15 protein-coding genes are annotated in these 20065 nt (G+C 58.8%); 10 read left to right on the forward strand and 5 right to left on the reverse strand.

Annotated features, from left to right (window positions below; genetic code table 11):
* Nucleotides 1-168: 168 nt before the first annotated feature.
* Genes BLU01_RS27270 through BLU01_RS27280 form a run of 3 tightly spaced genes read left to right on the forward strand, consistent with a single transcriptional unit; the run spans nucleotide 169 to nucleotide 2024 of the window.
* Nucleotides 169-699: a tetratricopeptide repeat protein gene (locus tag BLU01_RS27270; protein ID WP_092281314.1), complete on the forward strand. Its 531-nt coding sequence runs from the start codon at nucleotides 169-171 to the stop codon at nucleotides 697-699.
* Nucleotides 700-753: 54 nt separating this feature from the next.
* Nucleotides 754-1251: an RNA polymerase sigma factor gene (locus tag BLU01_RS27275; protein WP_167370458.1), complete on the forward strand. Its 498-nt coding sequence runs from the start codon at nucleotides 754-756 to the stop codon at nucleotides 1249-1251.
* Nucleotides 1248-2024 (forward strand): anti-sigma factor family protein, encoded by a 777-nt coding sequence (locus BLU01_RS27280; protein ID WP_092281316.1) that lies wholly within the window; start codon nucleotides 1248-1250, stop codon nucleotides 2022-2024. Before BLU01_RS27275 ends, BLU01_RS27280 begins: the two co-directional genes overlap by 4 nt.
* Nucleotides 2025-3141: 1117 nt before the next feature.
* On the opposite strand, the gene BLU01_RS27285 is transcribed toward BLU01_RS27280, so the two are convergent.
* Together BLU01_RS27285 and BLU01_RS27290 are read right to left on the reverse strand one after the other, a co-directional pair.
* Complete coding sequence (locus BLU01_RS27285; protein ID WP_092281318.1) at nucleotides 3142-4443, reverse strand: ATP-binding protein; 1302 nt, start codon at nucleotides 4441-4443, stop codon at nucleotides 3142-3144.
* Between the two features lie 4 nt (nucleotides 4444-4447).
* Nucleotides 4448-5149: a response regulator transcription factor gene (locus BLU01_RS27290; protein WP_092281320.1), complete on the reverse strand. Its 702-nt coding sequence runs from the start codon at nucleotides 5147-5149 to the stop codon at nucleotides 4448-4450.
* A 269-nt stretch (nucleotides 5150-5418) separates the two neighbouring features.
* Between BLU01_RS27290 and BLU01_RS27295 the strand changes: the two genes are divergently transcribed.
* From BLU01_RS27295 to BLU01_RS27320, 6 genes are all read left to right on the forward strand, one after another.
* Nucleotides 5419-6576 carry an efflux RND transporter periplasmic adaptor subunit gene (locus BLU01_RS27295; RefSeq protein WP_092281322.1) on the forward strand — a complete coding sequence of 386 codons (1158 nt, stop codon included), beginning with the start codon at nucleotides 5419-5421 and terminating at the stop codon, nucleotides 6574-6576.
* Nucleotides 6577-6591: 15 nt separating this feature from the next.
* Nucleotides 6592-9690, forward strand: coding sequence for an efflux RND transporter permease subunit (locus BLU01_RS27300; protein WP_092281324.1), 3099 nt, complete (start codon nucleotides 6592-6594; stop codon nucleotides 9688-9690).
* Nucleotides 9691-9873: 183 nt separating this feature from the next.
* The gene (locus BLU01_RS27305) at nucleotides 9874-10515 is read left to right on the forward strand and encodes a DUF1345 domain-containing protein (protein WP_092281326.1); all 642 of its coding nucleotides are present in this window, start codon (nucleotides 9874-9876) and stop codon (nucleotides 10513-10515) included.
* Nucleotides 10516-10592: 77 nt separating this feature from the next.
* Nucleotides 10593-11432, forward strand: a complete 840-nt coding sequence (locus tag BLU01_RS27310; protein WP_092281328.1) for an AraC family transcriptional regulator — start codon at nucleotides 10593-10595, stop codon at nucleotides 11430-11432.
* A 51-nt stretch (nucleotides 11433-11483) separates the two neighbouring features.
* The gene (locus tag BLU01_RS27315; RefSeq protein WP_092281330.1) at nucleotides 11484-12089 is read left to right on the forward strand and encodes a LysE family translocator; all 606 of its coding nucleotides are present in this window, start codon (nucleotides 11484-11486) and stop codon (nucleotides 12087-12089) included.
* A 198-nt stretch (nucleotides 12090-12287) separates the two neighbouring features.
* The gene (locus tag BLU01_RS27320) at nucleotides 12288-12806 is read left to right on the forward strand and encodes a hypothetical protein (RefSeq protein WP_092281332.1); all 519 of its coding nucleotides are present in this window, start codon (nucleotides 12288-12290) and stop codon (nucleotides 12804-12806) included.
* A 97-nt stretch (nucleotides 12807-12903) separates the two neighbouring features.
* Here the strand turns inward: BLU01_RS27320 and BLU01_RS27325 are convergent, their stop codons facing one another.
* The 3 genes from BLU01_RS27325 to BLU01_RS27335 form a co-directional block, all read right to left on the reverse strand.
* Complete coding sequence (locus BLU01_RS27325) at nucleotides 12904-15348, reverse strand: autotransporter outer membrane beta-barrel domain-containing protein (RefSeq protein ID WP_092281334.1); 2445 nt, start codon at nucleotides 15346-15348, stop codon at nucleotides 12904-12906.
* A 244-nt stretch (nucleotides 15349-15592) separates the two neighbouring features.
* The gene (locus tag BLU01_RS27330) at nucleotides 15593-17704 is read right to left on the reverse strand and encodes a hypothetical protein (protein WP_092281336.1); all 2112 of its coding nucleotides are present in this window, start codon (nucleotides 17702-17704) and stop codon (nucleotides 15593-15595) included.
* 211 nt (nucleotides 17705-17915) lie between these two features.
* Entirely contained in the window at nucleotides 17916-18776 is an 861-nt protein-coding gene (locus BLU01_RS27335; RefSeq protein WP_092281338.1) for a hypothetical protein, read from the reverse strand.
* 251 nt (nucleotides 18777-19027) lie between these two features.
* On the opposite strand from BLU01_RS27335, the gene BLU01_RS27340 reads away from it, so the two are divergent.
* Nucleotides 19028-20053 (forward strand): LacI family DNA-binding transcriptional regulator, encoded by a 1026-nt coding sequence (locus BLU01_RS27340; RefSeq protein WP_092281340.1) that lies wholly within the window; start codon nucleotides 19028-19030, stop codon nucleotides 20051-20053.
* The last annotated feature ends 12 nt before the right edge of the window (nucleotides 20054-20065 follow it).

The following is a 20065-nucleotide window of genomic DNA, read 5'->3' on the forward strand; positions in this document are numbered from 1 at the left end:
AGGCATCGCGGGTGGGAGTAAGGCAGCGGTTCGGCCAAATGCGGGACTGCTTCGGGGACTGCTACGGGGTCTGGGCCGGCTGCCCCAGCCGCTTCGCGGCCTGGATGATGCAGCACCAGGATTGAAACTAGACTGAATCTGAAACGTCTCAATCCGTGGAGTTTGATCATGACTATCCGTTTTGCATGGCTGAGTGCCCCGCTGCTGCTGGTTGCGGCGCTGTCCAGTTGCCTGGTTTTGGCCGACGGTGACGACGATGCGCCGGCCAAACCCGAGTGCCCGAAAGGCCAGGTGTACGACAGCACGTTGAAACAGTGCGTACTGCAAACCAGCAGCGTGGTGCCGGACGCCGATCGCACCGACTACGCCTATCGCCTGGCCAAGGACGGGCGTTATGAGGAAGCTTTGGCGCTACTCGATACGCTGAAAAACCCGAACACTGCCAAGGCGTTGAACTATCGCGGTTATGCCACGCGTAAACTTGGGCGCACCGACGAGGGCATCGGCTATTACCTGCAATCGGTCAAACTCGACCCGCAGTATGCGCAAGTGCGCGAGTACCTCGGCGAGGCTTACGTGATCAAAGGTCGCCTGGACCTGGCGCAGGAGCAGTTGCAGCAGATCAAAACAATCTGCGGCAGCACGTGCGAGGAATATCAGGACCTTGCCGCAGCCATCAACACTTCATCGAAAACCTGACACATCGAACGGACGGAGGTCGCCATCGCCAGCGATCAGGCAATACGAGCAGAGTTGGGCCAGTATCTGGCGCGGTTATGGCGCTACGGCTTGCTGCTGTCGCGGCAACGGCATGTCGCCGAAGACCTGGTGCAAGCCACGTGCGTGCGGGCGCTGGAACGCGCTGGGCAATTTGTCCCAGGCATGCGCATGGACCGCTGGCTGCTGAGCATTATGCATTCGATCTGGCTCAATGAAGTGCGCGCCCGCCGCGTGCGTCTCGGCCAGGGAGCGGTGGACGCCGACGTGGCGCTGTCGGTCGACGGCGAGCATGCGGCGCACACTCATGTGCTGGCCGCGCAGGTGATTCGCCGCGTCGCTGCCCTGCCCGAAACCCAGCGCGAAACGCTGTACCTGGCGTATGTCGAAGGTTTGTCCTGCCGCGAAGTCGCCGAGGTGTTGCAAGTGCCGATCGGCACGGTGATGAGCCGGCTCGCCACCGCACGCCTGAAACTCGCCGAGTACCCGCCGCTGCACAGCGTGCCGAGCAACATTAATGGAGAACGTCGATGACCGAGCCGCTACGGCCGAAGCTGCCTTCGGATGAACAGTTGGTGGCCTACCTCGACGACCAACTCGACATCGAACAGCGCAACAGCATTAATGCGGCGATCAGTGATGACCCGGCGCTGAGCCTGCGCGTGCAATGGCTGGCGCGCAGCAGCCTGCCGTTCAAGGCTGCTTACGATGAATTGCTGCCGCAAGCGCCGATGGAACGCCTGAACGCAATGCTCGACACCCTTCCCAGCCCGGCACCGCCGGCCCGCAGTCGGCGCTGGTTTCTGACGGCGGCTGCGGGGTTGGTGGTCAGTGGCGTCCTGGCGGATCGGTTGTTTCTCGGTTGGCAGATGAGCCGGAAGAAGAGTAATTGGCGCGGCTTGGTCGCCGACTATATGTCGCTGTATGTGCCGCAAACCCTTGAGCACTTGCCCAGCGACGAGGCCACGCAACGCGCGCAATTGCGCACTCTCGACGCGCGTCTGGGATTGACCCTGGTGCCAGCGAAACTGGCACTGCCGCGGATTCAGCTCAAGCGTGCGCAAATTCTTGAATACGACGGCGTGCCGATCGCGCAGATCACCTACCTCGACCCGGCGCACGGCCCGATGGCCCTGTGCGTCACCCGCTCCAACAACGGCAGCCAAGCATTCGCGCGGGAGCGCCGGCACAACATGAACGTGGTGTATTGGGCTGACACCGAACACGCGTGGATGCTCATCGGGCACAACCCGATGGCAGAACTCCAAGACATGGCAAAAGCCCTGCACAAACGCCTGAGCACCTGACCGACCACCCCTATGTGCAGCAGCATCGTATCGGCTCCACCAATTCCGCGCCCAACGCTACTCCTGTGGCGAGGGGGCTCGCCCCCGTCGGGCTGCGCAGCGGCCCCCAGCCTTCTTCAGCCAAACAGCATCAGCAGGTTTGACGACTGCTGCGCAGCCGAACGGGGGCAAGCCCCCTCGCCACGGGGTGTGAGGCTGGCGGGTGTTTTCGCACCGCATCGGAACGGCATGCATCGGCCCCACCAATTTCGCGCCCAACACAAACCCCTTGTAGCGAGGGGGCTCGCCCCCGTTGGGCTGCGCAGCGGCCCCAGCCTTCTTCAGCCACGCAGCATCAGCAGGTTCGACGACTGCTGCGCAGCCGAACGGGGGCAAGCCCCCTCGCCACGGGGTGTGAGGCTGGCGGGTGTTTTCGCACCGCATCGGAATGGCATGCATCGGTCCCACCAACTCCGCGCCCAACACAAACCCCTTGTGGCGAGGGGGCTCGCCCCCGTTGGGCTGCGCAGCGGCCCCAGCCTACTTCAGCCACACAGCATCAGCAGGTTTGACGACTGCTGCGCAGCCGAACGGGGGCAAGCCCCCTCGCCACGGGGTGTGTGGCTGGCAGGTGTTTTCGCACCGCATCGGAACGGCATGCATCGGTCCCACCAATTTCGCGCCCAACGCAAACCCCTTGTGGCGAGGGGGCTCGCCCCCGTTGGGCTGCGCAGCGGCCCCAGCCTTCTTCAGCCAAACAGCATCAGCAGGTTCGACGACTGCTGCGCAGCCGAACGGGGGCAAGCCCCCTCGCCACGGGGTTGGTGTGAGACTGGAAGGTGTTTTCGCACCGCATCGGAACGGCATGCATCGGTCCCACCAATTCCGCGCCCAACGCAACTCCTGTGGCGAGGGGGCTCGCCCCCGTCGGGCTGCGCAGCGGCCCCAGCCTACTTCAGCCACAGAGCATCAGCAGGTTTGACGACTGCTGCGCAGCCGAACGGGGGCAAGCCCCCTCGCCACGGGGTGTGTGGCTGGCAGGTGTTTTCGCACCGCATCGGAACGACATGCATCGGTCCCACCAATTCCGCGCCCAACACAAACCCCTCGCCACAGGGTTGGTGTGAGCTTTTGGTGATTAAGTCGGGGTTGGCAGCCACAAGCGGAATCGGGCGCCGCCCAGTGGGGAGTTTTCGACGGTGAGTGTGCCGCCCTGGGCTTCGAGGGCGCGGCGGCTGATGGCCAGGCCGAGGCCGAAGCCGCCGGTGGCGCGGTCGCGGCTGCGGTCGAGGCGGTAGAACGGTTCGAAGATGCGCTCGCGTTCATCGTCGGGAATGCCGATGCCGTCGTCATCAACCCAGATTTCACAGCCCTTCGGGCACACCTGAACGCCAATCTGAATGCGTTTTTCGCAGTAGCGCATCGCGTTGCGCAGCAAATTTTGCAACGCACGTGCGGTCAGTCGCGGATCAAGCGTGAAGCGCTCAAGCTGCCCATGCAGCAACACATCAATGACAATGTTCGGCGATTCCAGCTCCTCATCGACGCTGCCCAAAATACTGTCGATAAACTCATCCAGCGACACTTCCACCCGTTCCGGCAACCGCGCCGGGTTCTGCAAACGGCTGTACGACAGCAATTCCAACACCAACTCATCCAACTCGCGAATATGCGCGACCAACCCTTGCAGACGTTCGCGACTGGCCGCCGGCAAGTCATCCGACAGCGCCAGCGCCAGGCCAAAATCCAGCCGAGTCAGTGGCGTGCGCAGCTCGTGAGACACCGCGTTGAGCAAGTCACGTTGCTGATTCAACAAGTTCTCGATATCACCGGCCATGGTGTCAAACACATTGGCCAGACTGCCGATGTTAGAGCTCTGGGAGATTTGCGTGCGCTCGCTCAAATGGCCTTTGCCGAAACGCTCGGCGGTGCCTTTCAATCGCTCCAGATCGCGCCAGTGCGGGCGCAGCCACAGCAACAGACACGCAAGCATGGTCGCGCCGATCAGCACGTTCATGCTCCAGTACAACAAATTCACGTCCAAGGGATCGGGCGGCACCACCATTTGCACCACCGACTGCCCGTTCAACGGCGCCGCCGCCAAAGTGCGCCAACCCCAGTCGCCAATGCGCACGATGTATTCGCCGCGGCGCAGTTGCTCACGTTCCTGCGCGGTCAGGTCAGGGTCATCAAGAGGGCTGAGGACGATGCGCAGCGGTTGAAAATCCTTGTCCAGTTGCGTCGCCAGCGCCGGCCATTGCGCTTCAGGAACAGCGTGAAACTGACGGACGATCAGGCTTTGCAAACCGCGCGAATAATCGAGGTTGTAACTGACGAAGCGTTCATGGAACAGCTTGATCACCACGTCCGGCACCAGGTAGATCGCCGCGCTGTACGAAACGATGGTCACCAGATAAAGACGAAAAAGGATTCTGAACATCAGCTCAGCATTCCCACTCGGAGCGGCTGAACAGGTAACCCTTGCCCCAAACCGTCTTGATCTTGCGCGCCTCGCCAGCGTGGTCGTCGAACTTGCGCCGCAGCTTGGAAATCGCCACGTCCACCGAGCGGTCGGTGCCGTTGAACTCGATGCCCCGCAGACGCTGCAGAATCTGGTCGCGGCTCAGCACTTCGCCAGCATGGCGGGCCAGCACCACCAGCAAGTTGTACTCGCCGCTGGACAGCTCGACCAGTTGTTCGCGCCAAGTCACCGTGCGCTCGGACAGGTCGATGCACAGGTTGCCCATGAGGATGCGGTCATTGGCGGTTTGCGGTTCGCCGAGGCTGCTGCGGCGCAGCAACGTGCGCACGCGGGCGAGCAATACGCGTGGTTCGCAGGGTTTGGTGACGTAATCGTCGGCGCCCATTTCCAGGCCCAGCACCTGATCGTGGCTGTCGTCGCGGGCGGTCAGCATAAGGATCGGCAGCGTCGCCGAATCCGCCCGCAGCAAACGGCAGACTTGCAGCCCGTCGAGCCCCGGCAGCATCAGATCGAGAATCACCAGATCCGGCGGACTGAGCCGCGCGCGTTCGCGCACATGATCGCCACGGCTGATCACGCTGACGCTGTAGCCGTTGCGTTCCAGGTAACTGGCGATCAGTTCCGAAAGCGCGGTGTCGTCTTCGACCAGGAGGATGTTGGGCATGGGGTGTTTCCAGAAAGTGCTGTGGCGACACGGCCGGCCTCTTCGCGGGTAAGCCTCGTCCTACAGATTTGTCGCATTCCCCTGTAGGAGCGAGGCTTGCCCGCGAAGGCTGCACAACCGTCGCAAAAAGTTTCAAGCGCCAAAGGATATACGCCCTCACACGTCTATGAGTAAAACCCTTACACAATTTCACACAGCACCTACAAAGCTTCACCGCTACTGTGCTCGGCTCCCCGTAGGATGCCGGGGGTCATTATTGGGGTACTCACATGTCAAAGAACCTGCTTGCCACGCTCAGCCTGATTGCATTGGCCTTGATGTTGAGCGCTTGTGACAAGTCCTCGACTGCCGCAGAAGCGCCACCGCTGGCCACTGTGCGCATCGAAACCATTACCTCCGGCCCGGTATCGATCAGCAGCGAACTCAGCGGGCGGATTGCCGCGCCGCGTATCGCCGAAGTGCGCGCACGGGTGGCTGGCGTGGTGTTGCAGCGGACTTTCCGCGAAGGCAGCGACGTCAAACAGGGCGACGTGCTGTTCCGCATCGATCCGGCGCCGTTCAAGGCTGACCTCGACAGCGCCGAGGCCGCGTTGCGCAAGGCTGAAGCCAATGCGTTCCAGGCCAAATTGCAGGAGCAGCGTTACGCGCAATTGATCGAAGGCAACGCGATCAGCGGCCAGGATTATGACAACGCCCGCGCCAGTGCCCGACAAACTGCCGCGGACGTCGCCGCCAACAAGGCGGCCGTGACCCGGGCCAAGCTGAACCTCGGTTACGCCACGGTCACCGCGCCGATTGCCGGCCGTGTCGGCCGCGCGTTGGTCACAGAAGGCGCGCTGGTCGGCCAGAACGAAACCACGCCGATGGCGCTGATCCAGCAGTTGAACCCGATCCACGCCGACCTCACCCAATCGACCCGCGAACTCAACGACCTGCGCCGCGCGTTCCGTTCCGGTCATCTGCAGCAAGTCGGTCAGGATCAAGCCAAAGCCACGCTGATTCAGGACGACGGCAGCCTGTATCCACTGCCGGGCAAACTGCTGTTTGCCGAGATCAGCGTCGATCCGGGCACCGGCCAGATCATCCTGCGCAGTGAGTTCCCCAACCCGGACCTCGACCTGCTGCCCGGCAGCTTCGTGCGTGTGCGCATCGAACAAGCGGTCGACCAGCAAGGCATCAGCGTGCCGCAACGGGCGATTCAGCGCGACAGCGCCGGGGTTGCGCAGGTGATGCTGCTCGACGCCGAGGAAAAAGTCGTGCTGCAACCGGTGCAACTGAGCGCGGTGCAGAACGATCGCTGGATCGTCACTGAAGGCCTCAAGGCCGGTGACCGGATTGTCACCGAAGGCCTGCAACACGCCAGACCCGGCGAAAAAGTCCAGATCGACAACACCCCTCTTCCACTTGCCCAGGCGACTGGTCAGTAAGCAGGACGCTTTTTTATGCCGCAGTTCTTTATCGACCGCCCGGTGTTTGCCTGGGTGGTCGCGCTGTTCATCCTGCTGGCCGGTGCGCTGGCCATTCCGCAATTGCCGGTGGCGCAATACCCCGACGTCGCGCCGCCGCAGATCGAGATTTATGCCGTTTACCCCGGCGCTTCGACGCAAACCATCGACGAAAGCGTGGTCAGCCTGATCGAGGAAGAACTCAACGGCGCCGACCACTTGCTGTATTTCGAATCGCAGAGCAGCCTCGGCAGCGCGACGATCAAAGCCACGTTTCAACCGGGCACCAACCCGGAAATGGCCCAGGTCGACGTGCAAAACCGCCTCAAGGTGATCGAGTCGCGCCTGCCGCAAGCGGTGAACCAGCAAGGCTTGCAGGTGGAAAAGGTCTCGTCGGGTTTCCTCCTGCTGATTACCCTTACATCCAATGACGGCAAGCTCGACGACATCGCGCTCAGCGACTATCTGGCGCGCAACGTGATGAACGAGATCAAACGTCTCGACGGCGTCGGCAAGGCGCAACTGTACGGTGCCGAGCGGGCGATGCGCATCTGGATCGACCCGCAGAAGCTGATCGGTTTCAACCTGACACCGGCCGACGTCAACGCCGCGATTGTGGCGCAAAACGCCCAGGTTTCGGCCGGCAGCATTGGCGACTTGCCGACCCGCAGCACTCAGGAAATCACCGCAACCATCGTCGTCAAAGGCCAATTGTCGACGCCGGAAGAATTCGCCGACATCGTGCTCAAGGCCAGTCCCGACGGTTCCACGGTACGCATTGGTGATGTGGCGCGGGTCGAGATCGGCAGTCAGGAATACCAGTTCGGCACGCGCCTGAACGGCAAACCGTCAACCGCCGTCGGCGTGCAACTGTCGCCGGGCGCCAACGCGCTGAACACCGCCACCGCAGTGCGGGCGAAAATGGATGAACTGGCGCGCTACTTCCCGGCCAACGTCGAATACAAGATCCCGTACGACACCTCCCCGTTCGTCAAAGTCTCGATCACCAAAGTGGTCTACACCTTGGGCGAAGCGATGTTGCTGGTGTTTGCGGTGATGCTCCTGTTCCTGCAGAACATCCGCTACACGCTGATCCCGACGCTGGTGGTGCCGGTGGCGTTGATGGGCACGTTTGCCACCATGCTCGCGCTGGGTTTCTCGATCAACGTGCTGACCATGTTCGGCATGGTCCTGGCCATCGGCATTCTGGTGGACGATGCCATCGTGGTGGTGGAAAACGTCGAGCGGATCATGGTCACCGAGGGCCTGTCGCCCAAGGACGCCACGCGCAAAGCGATGAAGCAGATCACTGGCGCGATCATCGGCATCACGCTGGTGCTGGTTGCGGTGTTTATTCCGATGGCGTTCATGCAGGGTTCGGTCGGGGTGATTTATCAGCAGTTCTCGCTGTCGATGGCAACCTCGATTCTGTTCTCGGCGTTCCTTGCGCTGACCTTGACTCCAGCGCTGTGCGCGACGCTGCTCAAGCCGATCGCCAAAGGCGAGCATCACGAAAAGCGTGGATTTTTTGGCTGGTTCAACCGCCGTTTCGAACAACTGACCGAGCGTTATCAAGGTTGGGTCGCGTACGCGTTGAAACGCACCGGGCGCTACCTGCTGATCTACGGCGTGCTGCTGGTTGGTCTGGTGTTTTGTTTCAGTCGCCTGCCCTCCTCGTTCCTGCCGGTCGAGGACCAGGGTTACACCATCACCGACATTCAGTTGCCACCGGGCGCAAGCAAGAACCGCACGATCAAGGTGGTCGAGCAGATCGAAGCGCACAACGCCACCGAACCCGGCGTCGGCGACAGCACGGTGATTCTCGGTTTCAGCTTCTCCGGCAGCGGCCAGAACGCGGCGCTGGCGTTTACCACGTTGAAAGACTGGTCCGACCGCAGCAGCGATGACTCGGCCAGCGCGATTGCTGATCGGGCCAACGGCGCGTTGAGCCAGATCCGCGATGCCGTGGCGTTTGCGGTGTTGCCGCCACCGGTGGACGGCCTCGGCACCTCCAGCGGTTTCGAGTTCCGCTTGCAGGATCGCGGCGGTCTCGGGCATGCAACGTTGATGGAGGCGCGCACCCAGTTACTGGAAGCCGCCGAGAAAAGTCCGATCCTGATGAACGTGCGTGAAAGCGCACTGGCCGAAGCGCCGCAGGTTCAGCTTGAAGTCGACCGCAAGCAGGCGAATGCCTTGGGCGTGTCGTTTGCCGACGTCGGCAGCGTGCTGTCCACGGCGGTCGGTTCTTCGTACATCAACGACTTCCCCAATCAGGGGCGCATGCAACGCGTGGTGGTCCAGGCCGAAGGTGATCAGCGCAGTCAGGTCGAGGACCTGCTGAAGATCAACGTGCGCAACAACAATGGAAAAATGGTCCCGCTGTCCGCGTTTGTCGAAGCCAAATGGACCCAAGGCCCGACGCAATTGACTCGCTATAACGGCTACCCGGCGATCAGCATTTCCGGCGAACCGGCGGCGGGCCACAGCACCGGTGAGGCCATGGCGGAAATCGAACGCCTGGTCGCCCAAGGCCCGGCAGGTCTGGGGCAGGAATGGACCGGGTTGTCGTTGCAGGAACGCTTGTCCGGCAGTCAGGCGCCGATTCTGCTCGGGTTGTCGCTGCTGATCGTGTTCCTGTGTCTGGCGGCGCTGTATGAAAGTTGGTCGATTCCGACCTCGGTGCTGCTGGTGGTGCCGCTTGGCGTGCTCGGTGCGGTGCTTGCGGTAACGTTGCGCGGGATGCCGAATGACGTGTTCTTCAAGGTTGGCCTGATTACCATCATCGGTCTGTCGGCGAAGAACGCGATCCTGATCATCGAATTCGCCAAGAGCCTCTACGACGAGGGCCACGATTTGATCGACGCCACGCTGCAAGCCGCGCGCTTGCGGTTGCGCCCGATTGTGATGACTTCGCTGGCGTTCATTCTCGGTGTGGTGCCGCTGGCGATTGCCACGGGCGCCAGTTCGGCGAGCCAGCAAGCGATCGGCACCGGCGTGATCGGCGGGATGATCACCGCAACCTTGGCGGTGCTGTTCGTTCCGGTGTTCTTTGTGGTGGTGATGAAACTGGTGCGCAAACGCCACAAAGACAAATAATCCACCGAAGCCCCTGTAGGAGCGAGGCTTGCCCGCGAAGGCAATGTGTCAGCCACATCAATGTCGACTGACACGACGCCTTCGCGGGCAAGCCTCGCTCCTGCAATTCGTCAGGTCAGTGTTGTAGTCACAATGCGTTTCACTGGGCTAATGTGTTGCAACATCCCGACACATCGAGCCTCCATGCCCCTCCTCGCCCGCACTCATCCGCGCTTGTCCGCCGCCGCCACACTCGGCATCGCGGCCGGCATTCTGGCGCCCGCCGACTCGATCATCAGCAAAATCCTCATCGGCTGGAACGCCGGGGTCTGGACCTACCTGATCCTGATGATGTGGCTGGCCAAGCGCGCCAAGGCGCCGGACGTCAAGCGCATTGCCGAGATCGAGGATGAAAATGCCGGGCTGGTGCTGCTGGTGGTGTGCATCGCAGCGATTGCCAGTCTGGCGACCATTACCTTCGAACTGGCCGGCAGCAAGGATTTGCAAGCCTCCAGCAAGCTGCTGCATTACGGCTTCACTGCCGCGACGGTGATTGGTTCATGGCTGTTGATCGGGGTGATCTTCAGCGTGCATTACGCGCGGCTGTTTTATACCTGGGACGGCAAAGAGCCGGCGCTGCGCTTCGCCGAAGGCCTGACCACCCCCAATTACTGGGACTTCCTGTACTTTTCCTTCACCATCGGCGTCGCCGTGCAGACGGCCGATGTCGGGGTGGCCACGCGCGGCATTCGCAAGATCGTCCTGGCGCAATCGCTGATCGGCTTTGTGTTCAACACGGCAATTCTCGGTTTTTCGATCAACATTGCCGCCGGGCTGTTCAACTGAGCGCTGCACAAACGTTCTAGGCATCAGCCGCGTCGCCGGTGTTCACTCAGCCAGCCATCCGCCTCACAGGTGCAGCCATGACCTCGCATAACTGGATCGACCTGGCGCAGGACGCCGACACCGGCATCGAAACCCTGCGCGCGCACTTCCAGGGCCACGCCTACGACCCGCACTGGCATGACAGTTATCTGGTGGGCGTGACCGAGCAAGGCGTGCAGCAATTCAATTGTCGGCGGGCGCGGCATCAAAGCACGCCGGGCAAGGTGTTTCTGCTCGAACCGGGCGACATTCACGACGGCGATGCGCCCACCGAGGACGGTTTCACCTACCGCATGCTCTACCTCGACCCGCAATGGCTTGAGCGCGAACTCGCCGCGCTGTTCGACAACGCCCCGCTCAACAGCCAACTGAGCTTCGCCAACACCCTGACCGCCGACCCGCGGCTGGCCCAGGCGACCAGCCAGGTGTTTCAGACCTTGCACGGTGGCGAGCTGAAAATCGTCAGGCAGACGGCCCTCGACGGCTTGCTCGAACGCCTGACCAGCCACTTGCATTGGCGCACCCGTTACAGCCAAGACCCACGCCTGCCGCTGGTCGCGCAAAAGGCCCGCGAATACCTGCACGCCAACGCGCATCTGGACATTGGCCTCGATCAACTGGCCATGGTCACCGGTGTCGATCGCTTTCGTCTGACCCGCGCGTTCAAGGCCGCTTACGGTTTGGCGCCGCACGCTTATCTGGTGCAACTGCGCTTGTCCAAGGCCCGGCGTTTGCTCGCGAGCGGCGCGCAACCGGCGGCAGTGGCGATGGAGTTGGGCTTCGCCGATCAAAGCCATATGGGCCGCTGGTTCGTCCGCGCTTATGGACTGACCCCGGCGATGTACCGCAAGCGCTGCTCAAATCTTCCAGACGCGTGACCCTTGGCTGGTGAAGATCGGCTATCGATCATTCACTGGAGCTACACGGTCATGCTTTCAACCTTCCCTACCCTGCTGCCGTTTTTGCTTTTTACGTTCGTCGCGTCGATCACGCCGGGGCCGACCAATATTCTGGTGTTGAGTAACAGTGCGCGTTTTGGTTTCAGGGCGGCGCTGCCGATTGTTTTTGCTGCTTGCGCCAGTGCAGCCGTGCTCGTATTACTGGTCGGCAGCGGGTTCGGCCAGACCTTCGATCAATACCCGGTGTTGCATCGGGCGATGCAGTGGATTGGCGCACTGTGGCTGAGTTATCTGTCTTGGCAGATATACAAGGCGCCGGCACAGGTGTTTGATCATCTGCAGCCGCAGAGAAGGCTCAGTATCTGGGGCGCGGCTGCGCTGCAGTGGGTCAATCCCCAAACGTGGATGATGGCGATTGCAGTGGTCAGCGTGTTTGCCGGCAATGGCAATGACCGTCAAATCCAAGTGGTCGTGTTGTCGGGGATTTTTTTCGCTGTCTCGCTGCCGTGTCTGACAAGTTGGGCGATATTGGGCTCAGGCACTCAGCGATACTTCGGATCGTCGAAACTGCAACGCCGTTTCAATCACTTTATGGCATTACTGTTACTGGCGTCCGCCTGGCTGAGTTTTTATTGATAGTCGAATGACGATGTTATGCACTTACGGAATAAAAAGCCATTATCGGCGCTTGATAAAAAACACAGAAAACAGCGACTGTAAACTGTCAACTCTGTCAGTTTACAAGCTTGCGGCATTTAAGCTTCCATGAGCCATCCAGGATTAGGATTAATAGTCTTTGGATACCTTATGCTCACTAAGTCTGGAGATTAAACCATGAGTTCGGCAGCGAATAAGTCAACTGTGACATCGTATCAGGCCCCGGCAACTCCGTTTTTCAGTGCATACGTCAATTTAGACAACAAACTGCGCAACCCCACCAGCAAAATTCCTGCGCCGTTTACTTTCAATGCCACGATGAGACCGCTCATTGAAGTGCTGGACTATCCGACACAGAAAATCTGGCGCATCAAAGCCGATCATACCGAGGCCGGCGTGACCCACTCGCTGGAAGTCATCTTCTTCAGCAAACCCGTCAGCGGCACGTTTCAGATTGGTGGGCACGAAGAAGAAGAGGACGGCGAAGTGACAGTTACTTACTACCCGAATCGTATGAGTGGTAATGCTCACCGCTCGGAACAAGGCTCGCTCGTCATCGAGAGCATCGATGAAACCTCCATCAAGGGCTATTTCAACGGGCAATTCGGCTCCGGCGGTGAAAATGGCAACGACCCTTTCCCTATCAGTGGCAGCTTCATTGCCGAAGGTAATGTGATCGTGCGCAGGGTTAGCTGAAAATCGCGGGTGACGAATACAAAAAAGGAAGCTTAAAAGCTTCCTTTTTTTATACCCCGATTTAATTGATAGATACGTTAACTCACGATGGCTTTTCTCAGAAGTTGAAACTGACGCCCAGGTTCCCGCCTATTTCCTGGTCCACTGTAGTGCCCCTGCTTGTCCCCACTTCTGCATAGATCTGCCAGTTGCCGGCGGCAGGTGCGTAGTTGAGTCCGCCGGTCAGTGCAACGTTAGTACTCGATAGATCGTTTTTGAAATCGCTGCCATTGGCGCTGATTCGGTTGTTGTTAATAAACTCGTGAGTCACAGCAGCGCGCAGGCGTGGCTGAAGTTTACTCCCGTCGTCCAAAACAATTTCCCGCCCTACCGCCAGCCCGACGTTACCCAGCAATGAACGGGTCTCATCGTTGGTTATTTCAAGGCCGTTATCCAGTGCATAGTCCTTGCCCTCGACAATTGCCGCACCCACTTGTACCGAAGGCTCAATGAAATAACCTCGGTTGAACACGATGTGTTTGCCGACTTCAACAGAAGCACTGACGCCGATGTTGTCGAAATCAGCCTTGGTTTGTGTTCCATCACTCATGCTGACTTTGACGTCGTTATTGAAGCGATTGATCTTGGCTACCGTATCAACGTAGTAACCCGTTTGCTGATCGAACCAGGTCAAGTAACTGCCCAGGTAGACGCTGTCGATCGAGCCCGCGCTGCCGCGCTTCAGGTTCAAGTCGGTCTTGCTGTAACCACCGAAAGCGCCGATCAGCCATTGGCCATCGCCGATCGGCAACGGTGCATCCACGCCGATGGAAACGCCCGTCTGGTTTTGCTTGTAGCCATCGCCATACGAGTTTTTGACGTTGTAGCTATTGCCGTAAGTCCGCATCCACAGGCCATAGGAGGATTTTTTGCCATCAGCATCGAGGGCGTCAAACGATTGCGCGGTGGGTTGGTTGCCCGTCATGCGGCGATCGCCGAGACGCGTGTTGAGGGTGGTCATTTCCGCATAGATAACGGTGGGTGCCGTGCCCGCGATAGCCAAAGCCGATTGCGTACCGGTGCTTGGGGTTTCCTTGTCCGGCTGCAGGAAAAGCCCTTCACCTTCTCTCATCAATTTGTAGGCATAAGCACCCACGTCGACCTGGCCATTTTGCAGGGTGAATACTGCATCACCTGCAGCAATGTTACCGATCATCACCGGCGCCCCTGTCACCGGTTCGCTTCCGGTGGCTGCGACAAGCAACTGATGACTGCCGGTGGCGGATTCCGTTACGTTCAAAAAGTCGGTCTGGCCGGTCGCCAGGTCAGTGTCCATCAGAAATTGACCATTGCCGGAAAGACGGGCGACATCAAGTCGATTGAACGCCTCACTGGAACCAAAGCGCACACTGCCTGCGTCCATGTTGAGCGAGGTCAAGGCATTGCTGCCGACCATGTTCCATTGGGCGCCACGGTTTACCGACATATCGCTCACACCGCTCACAGCCCCTTGGAAGACCGCGCCTTGATCCAGTGCGATCACCCCGGCGCCCGTGCCTTGCACGTTGCCGGTCAGCAGGCTTTTTGAATCGACGGTGACCGAATCGACATTGATCAGGTTACCGACAAGGTTCGCGCTATTTCGCAGTTGCACACTGGCAGAGCCACCGGCGGCAACATCGATATCACCCGCGAGCTTGCTGTTGTCGACCTGTAATCGAGCGGCTGCGCCATCGACAACTTCCAGCAAATGGCCATTGCCACCGATGAGCGAGGAGCCGTTGAGCACGTCGATCAATACGGCTTGACCCGCAGGCGTAGCGAAATCCACGCTGATCGCGGCGCCCGTCCGTCCTTGCACGCTGGAGTTGTCCAACGTCAAGTGGCTTTGCGCGGTTAACTCAGTCGGCGCGAACATCGAGTCTTCCTGGAACTCCACGCCATGAATGCTGCCGACGATTTGACTGGCAGCGCTGACGTTTGCGTGACCACCGGCCAATTCCAGGCCGTTGGCCAAGATACCGGTGCCTTCCAATCGGCTACCGATCAGATTCAAAGAACTAAAAGAAGTGACAGCCCCGCCGCCGAGTTCTCCGGTCAGCGTGCTATTGGTAATCGTCGCAGAAGAGCCGATGGAGACCGGTCGAAGGTCTCGCGCCAGGGTCAGCGCATATCCTTGGCTGTTCAAGCTGCTTGTTGTAATCGTAGCGCGGCTGTCCAGCAAACTCAGAGCCGCGTTGGTTGTTGTATTGACAACCGTAGAGTCGGTCAGGTTTACCGTTGCGCCTGAGAAAGCGTCTATTTGCGCGGTCGTGGCGCTCTGAGCATTAAGCGTGCCTCTACCCACTTCAATTTCCAGCGCATCAGCGCCATTTAAATTAAGTACTGCTGCGGGGGGGATGTACCAGGCTTCGGGTGCAGAGCCGGGCGTAACTGTTTCTGTTTCGCCTGGATCAAGTGATCTCGCACAAACGTTTCCTGTCGTCAGGATTAATAGAGACAGACACGACGCCATGCTGACGGGTTTGTAAAACCTTGAAGGATTTTTAATTTCATTATTCATGGTAACTACTCAGAATATTCCCTGTTACAGGGAAGAAATGAAAACAACAGATGGTTCATCCGTCAGCGCAGAGTCATAAACGGAGCGGAAGGTTACCTAGAACTTCATGCTTGCTATGTAGGACAAATCCTTTTTTTTCGGCGATTTTCATCCAATTTGAGTCGGAAAGAATACTGATAGAGCCAAGAGTGCAAGGGGGATAGAAAACCTTTCCCCCTTGCATTCGGTTAATTTACTTCACATGTCAAGGCGCTACAGGCATCCAGCCAGCTTCCGTCTCACAATAGAGATAGGCACCGTTGACTAGATTGATACGGTAGTCGGCATGAAGAGAGCTACCTCCCGCCACGGAATACCAGACATCAAGATAACCGGTGTATTCCTCGTCAGCAGGTGGATTGGCGGGTGGCACCGGAGGGACATTTCGAACAACCGGATCATAGGGCCCGACATCGAAGGTCATACCAGTGGATACTTCTGCAGCAGTCACTCGGCGTATTTCGATGAATTCGGTATTAGCAGGGGAAGGCAGTGTATGGCCGGGGCCCTGATAACCGCGCCATTGGAAGGTTACTTCAGTATTAATCGGAAGATCGACGCTGGCGGGAATATGGAATCTGGCAGCGCGTCTTGCAAGTTTGAACAGTGTTTCACAAACAATAAGATCATCACCCCTGTCATCGTTAGGGTCGCGAACCAACACTGGCGCAGGAAGATCGAGGACAACCGTATCGACGGTAATGTTGGTCTCGCCAGCCTTCTGTTTATTATTGCGGTTGGCGTTCTCCACTTCCCACCACATTTGTCTGGTACCCAAACCACCGTTGTCGACAATGTGCCAAGGCAACTCCAAATCGATCGTAGTATTTACATCGCTGACGTCCAGAACCTTTGAGTTCACCACCACTACACCGGCAGCGCCACGGTAGTAAACGGTGACTTGGTCGTTCGGCTCCGGGTCCGGCCAAGTGCCTGGGCTTACAGGCGTCAAGTCAATAAAAATGATGGCGTCTTGATTGATGTCCTGCGGACCCAGCACATTGTCCGTTACCGGAGCCTGGCCGCGTACGATCAATGGCTTCAGCTCGGCATTGACATCGGCCGGTGGATTGATCAGGTCAATCGGGTAGGGAACACCAGGTACCGAGTAATCTGTATCAACGGTGACGAGCGCATTACTGACGGACGCCCCACCGCGCATCAAATGCGCCGTGACCGTCGTTGGGACCACCCAATCGGTACCACTCTGGTTAGCGGTATATTCCGCTGTCAGTTTCGACCATGGGATTGTAAACAGCAGTGAGGAGGCGCCGAGGAAATCGAGGTCTTCTGCGGCCTGGCCGCCCCAGGACAGACTGATGGTGTCTGTGCTGAGCGCGTTGGTCGGACGATTGACGCGCACCTGGATACCTTGCGGCTGGCGTACGTCATTTAGGTCGATCAGGTTGTCGACAGGCGTTGCGGCCAGCAGAACAATCGGTGCGGCCAAGACCGGCAGCGGCTGCAGGGAAACGTTGCGGTACTCGGCCAGATAGTTGCTGAAATTGCCCGCGACGTCGGTCCATCGCATCCACATATGCAACCTGCCGGTGGAAGTCGCAGCCCGGATGACATCCAGCGGAACCAGCACCCGGCCATTGGCCGGCAGCGGACCGTCATGAATCGGTGCTACGGCGGGAGGATCTGTGCGGTTGCTCGCTGCATACAACGTGAGCCGGTCAGTGTCCTGGCGATTGGCATAGCCGATATCCGGCATCTGGATCAACCCATCCACGCTGTTTGGGAGCGCCATCCACGTGTTATCGATGGTCACACCGGGTTGGGAGTTTGGCGATGTTGAAACAGGAATCCCTTTGACCCCGGGCACAGTACCGGGAATTGCGCCGCCGCGTGTCGGCTTCGCCTGGAAAGGCGCAGTGCGGTCAATGAAAACTCTGATGACCGGAGACGATAATGCGTTCTGGTTCTTGCGATACATAACGCAGCGAACCCACAGCGGCGTCGGTCCGTCGGGGGTCAGATCTTCGCCCAACAAGTCCGCGGGAACGATGAAATCCCTTTCGGCAGGACGGTCAACCAAGGGGCCTAGTTCAAAACGCCGGGAACGATAGAGGAAGTCGGTGTTTTCCGGATTTGGCGGTGGCAGGGTTCTTGAGGCCTGAACAACGAACGTATCCGCATCATTTGGATTGGGCCAGGTGGTTGTCGAGATCTTAAGTATGAGATCCCTGCCTGGGGCAATCGTAGCCACTGGAATGATGTCGGCATCAGGCCCACGGCCATCCGGCAAGCTCGGCACGGGTGCATCAAGTGATGCAGTCGGGTGCATTTCAAATTCACTTTCGATAACAGTCATCTTCCCTTCTCCAACGCGGTGGCAAATTAATGAAAACAACAAGTGTTTCTTTTACGGTGTACCTAAACGTCTGCAGGCGATGCTTTTAAAACAACAGTTTCCAAATAATCCGTGCAGCCGAGCGATCCAGCGACAGCAGATTTAAATCATCCAGAAACTTCGCGACTATTAGTCTTGGCTGTTGCGTCCGAGCGATTTCCTATTTACAAAGTTACTTCATCCAACTTGAATTTTCGCAGAATCCGGACTCGCCGGGAATTTTACGATCCAGCTTTACCAACCCAGTCCTGGATTTGAAAATTGCAGCACCCCTGCGCAGCAAAGTGTAAGTTGCCGATGCGGAATGATTAGCCGTCATCGGTTTGATCCAAGTTACAAATGGCTGAATAACAATGCGCAAACTGTTTCTGTCGCGAATATCTGCCGCAGTGACTGTTACCGTAAACGACGCTGGAACTGTCAGTGCGGGAGGTGCAATGTTCAGAGTTGCCCATCCTTGCCAGACCAATGTGACGACATCGTTTTCTTGAAACCGCGTATCGAACGGGATAAATATCCGAATGCCTTCCCAGATAAACAGCGATTCCGGACCTGACGGCTTATTTTTCCGGCAGATGATGTAACCGTACAAACTGGCATCCGGAAATACCGGTTCTTTCAGCACTGTCGGTGGCTCAGCAACTTTGAACGTGAGGCGGCGTGGCGGTGAGGTTGTCGGATTTGGCGTTCGAACGATGTAGATAATTTCAAAGGACGGACGATTGGGTAGTGCCAGCGCCGCCACCGGGATATAAAATTCAGCTGCATCATCGACGATGCTGTAAGCACGACGGGCGACTGAAACTGCGCTTCCCACAATATAAATATTTACGGTGTGTTCAACATCCGGGACACCCGGGAACGCTGGCCAGCGCGGTACTTTCACTACTAGCCCGTTTGTAGGGGCATCAATTGGCAGTGTGCCAGAGGCGTCACCTGGATCGACGCCCTCTACGCCTGGGGCGTTCAGCAGAATACCGATATCCAATGCACTCGCGGCAACGGCTGATTTTCGGCTCTTGGATCCCGGCATCTGGAACTTCCCTTGTTGATAAGCATGCAAGTCGCCTGAGGGAAATTAAGCACTCGTATGGCAAAGCTGCCTACTGTCAGATCTGACAGGTTAATTAACCGTCTGTCGGGAAAGGTCAGTTGCTGGCGCGACAGCGCGATAAACCGCGGTTGACGGCGATGGTAGTTATGGGTTTTCCTGAAACCGGTTTCAGCCACGTCACGTCTGACTCCCCGCACTGATAACAAGCACTAATAACAAGGTCTGCCACCGTGAACGATTTCTCCGCCGCCCAGCGCAGCCGCGTGACCATGCTTGATGTTGCCGAGCACGCCGGCGTGTCCAAGGCCAGTGTCTCGCGCTTCATCGGCGACGACCGCGCCCTGCTTTCCGATGCCATTGCCCAGCGCATCGAGCATTCGATCAGCGCCTTGGGCTATCGCCCGAATCAGATGGCCCGCGGTTTGAAACGTGGGCGCACGCGGTTGATCGGCATGCTGGTGGCCGATATCCGCAACCCTTATTCGATTGCCGTGATGCATGGCGTGGAAACCGCTTGCCGGCGCCACGGCTACAGCCTGGTGGTGTGCAACACCGATCGCGATGACGAACAGGAACGTCAGCACCTGGCGTTGCTGCGCTCTTACAACATCGAAGGCCTGATCGTGAACACCCTGGGCCATCACCGCGACGAACTGCGCGAATTGCATCGCGAGATGCCGCTGGTATTGGTCGATCGCAAAGTCGAGCAACTGGACAGCGACCTGGTCGGACTGGACAACCCGGCAGCGGTCGCAATAGCCCTCTTCCACCTGGAAGAGCGCGGCTATCGCGACGTGCTGATGGTGACCGAACCGTTCGACGGCACCAGTTCGCGGATCGAGCGCGTCAGCAGTTTCAAGTCGCAGATCGAGCAGCGTCCGGCGCTGCGCGGGGCCGTTGTCGAAACCGCCAGCGACCTGACCTCGCGTTTGAATACCTTCCTCGATACCGCCGGCCATGGGCCGAAAGCGCTGTTCTGTGCGAACGGAATTGCGGCGCTGGCCTGCACTCACGCGTTGCGCGAATTGGGCTGCGATTTGTTCGGCGATGTTGGCCTGATTGCACTGGATGATCTGGATTGGTACCCGTTGGTGGGCAGCGGCATTACTGCGCTGGCGCAACCGACGGCGCAGATTGGCGCGAGTGCGTTCGAGTGCCTGCTCAAACGGCTGCGCGGTGATGTCGGGCCGGCGCGGACCCTGGATTTTGCAGCGCAGTTGATTGTGCGCGGCTCGACGCGGGGGGATTTGCAGTGAATGGGCTGACGC

This window comes from Pseudomonas prosekii (assembly GCF_900105155.1).
Classification (GTDB): Bacteria; Pseudomonadota; Gammaproteobacteria; order Pseudomonadales; family Pseudomonadaceae; genus Aquipseudomonas; species Aquipseudomonas prosekii.

Bases quoted from the DNA above. Each gene is read 5' to 3' on its own strand.
- BLU01_RS27270 (WP_092281314.1), top strand. From the start codon at position 169: ATGACTATCCGTTTTGCATGGCTGAGTGCCCCGCTGCTGCTGGTTGCG.
- BLU01_RS27295 (WP_092281322.1), top strand. From the start codon at position 5,419: ATGTCAAAGAACCTGCTTGCCACGCTCAGCCTGATTGCATTGGCCTTG.
- BLU01_RS27280 (WP_092281316.1), top strand. From the start codon at position 1,248: ATGACCGAGCCGCTACGGCCGAAGCTGCCTTCGGATGAACAGTTGGTG.
- BLU01_RS27290 (WP_092281320.1), bottom strand. From the start codon at position 5,149: ATGCCCAACATCCTCCTGGTCGAAGACGACACCGCGCTTTCGGAACTG.
- BLU01_RS27305 (WP_092281326.1), top strand. From the start codon at position 9,874: ATGCCCCTCCTCGCCCGCACTCATCCGCGCTTGTCCGCCGCCGCCACA.
- BLU01_RS27320 (WP_092281332.1), top strand. From the start codon at position 12,288: ATGAGTTCGGCAGCGAATAAGTCAACTGTGACATCGTATCAGGCCCCG.
- BLU01_RS27315 (WP_092281330.1), top strand. From the start codon at position 11,484: ATGCTTTCAACCTTCCCTACCCTGCTGCCGTTTTTGCTTTTTACGTTC.
- BLU01_RS27310 (WP_092281328.1), top strand. From the start codon at position 10,593: ATGACCTCGCATAACTGGATCGACCTGGCGCAGGACGCCGACACCGGC.
- BLU01_RS27325 (WP_092281334.1), bottom strand. From the start codon at position 15,348: ATGAATAATGAAATTAAAAATCCTTCAAGGTTTTACAAACCCGTCAGC.
- BLU01_RS27335 (WP_092281338.1), bottom strand. From the start codon at position 18,776: ATGCCGGGATCCAAGAGCCGAAAATCAGCCGTTGCCGCGAGTGCATTG.
- BLU01_RS27300 (WP_092281324.1), top strand. From the start codon at position 6,592: ATGCCGCAGTTCTTTATCGACCGCCCGGTGTTTGCCTGGGTGGTCGCG.
- BLU01_RS27285 (WP_092281318.1), bottom strand. From the start codon at position 4,443: ATGTTCAGAATCCTTTTTCGTCTTTATCTGGTGACCATCGTTTCGTAC.
- BLU01_RS27330 (WP_092281336.1), bottom strand. From the start codon at position 17,704: ATGACTGTTATCGAAAGTGAATTTGAAATGCACCCGACTGCATCACTT.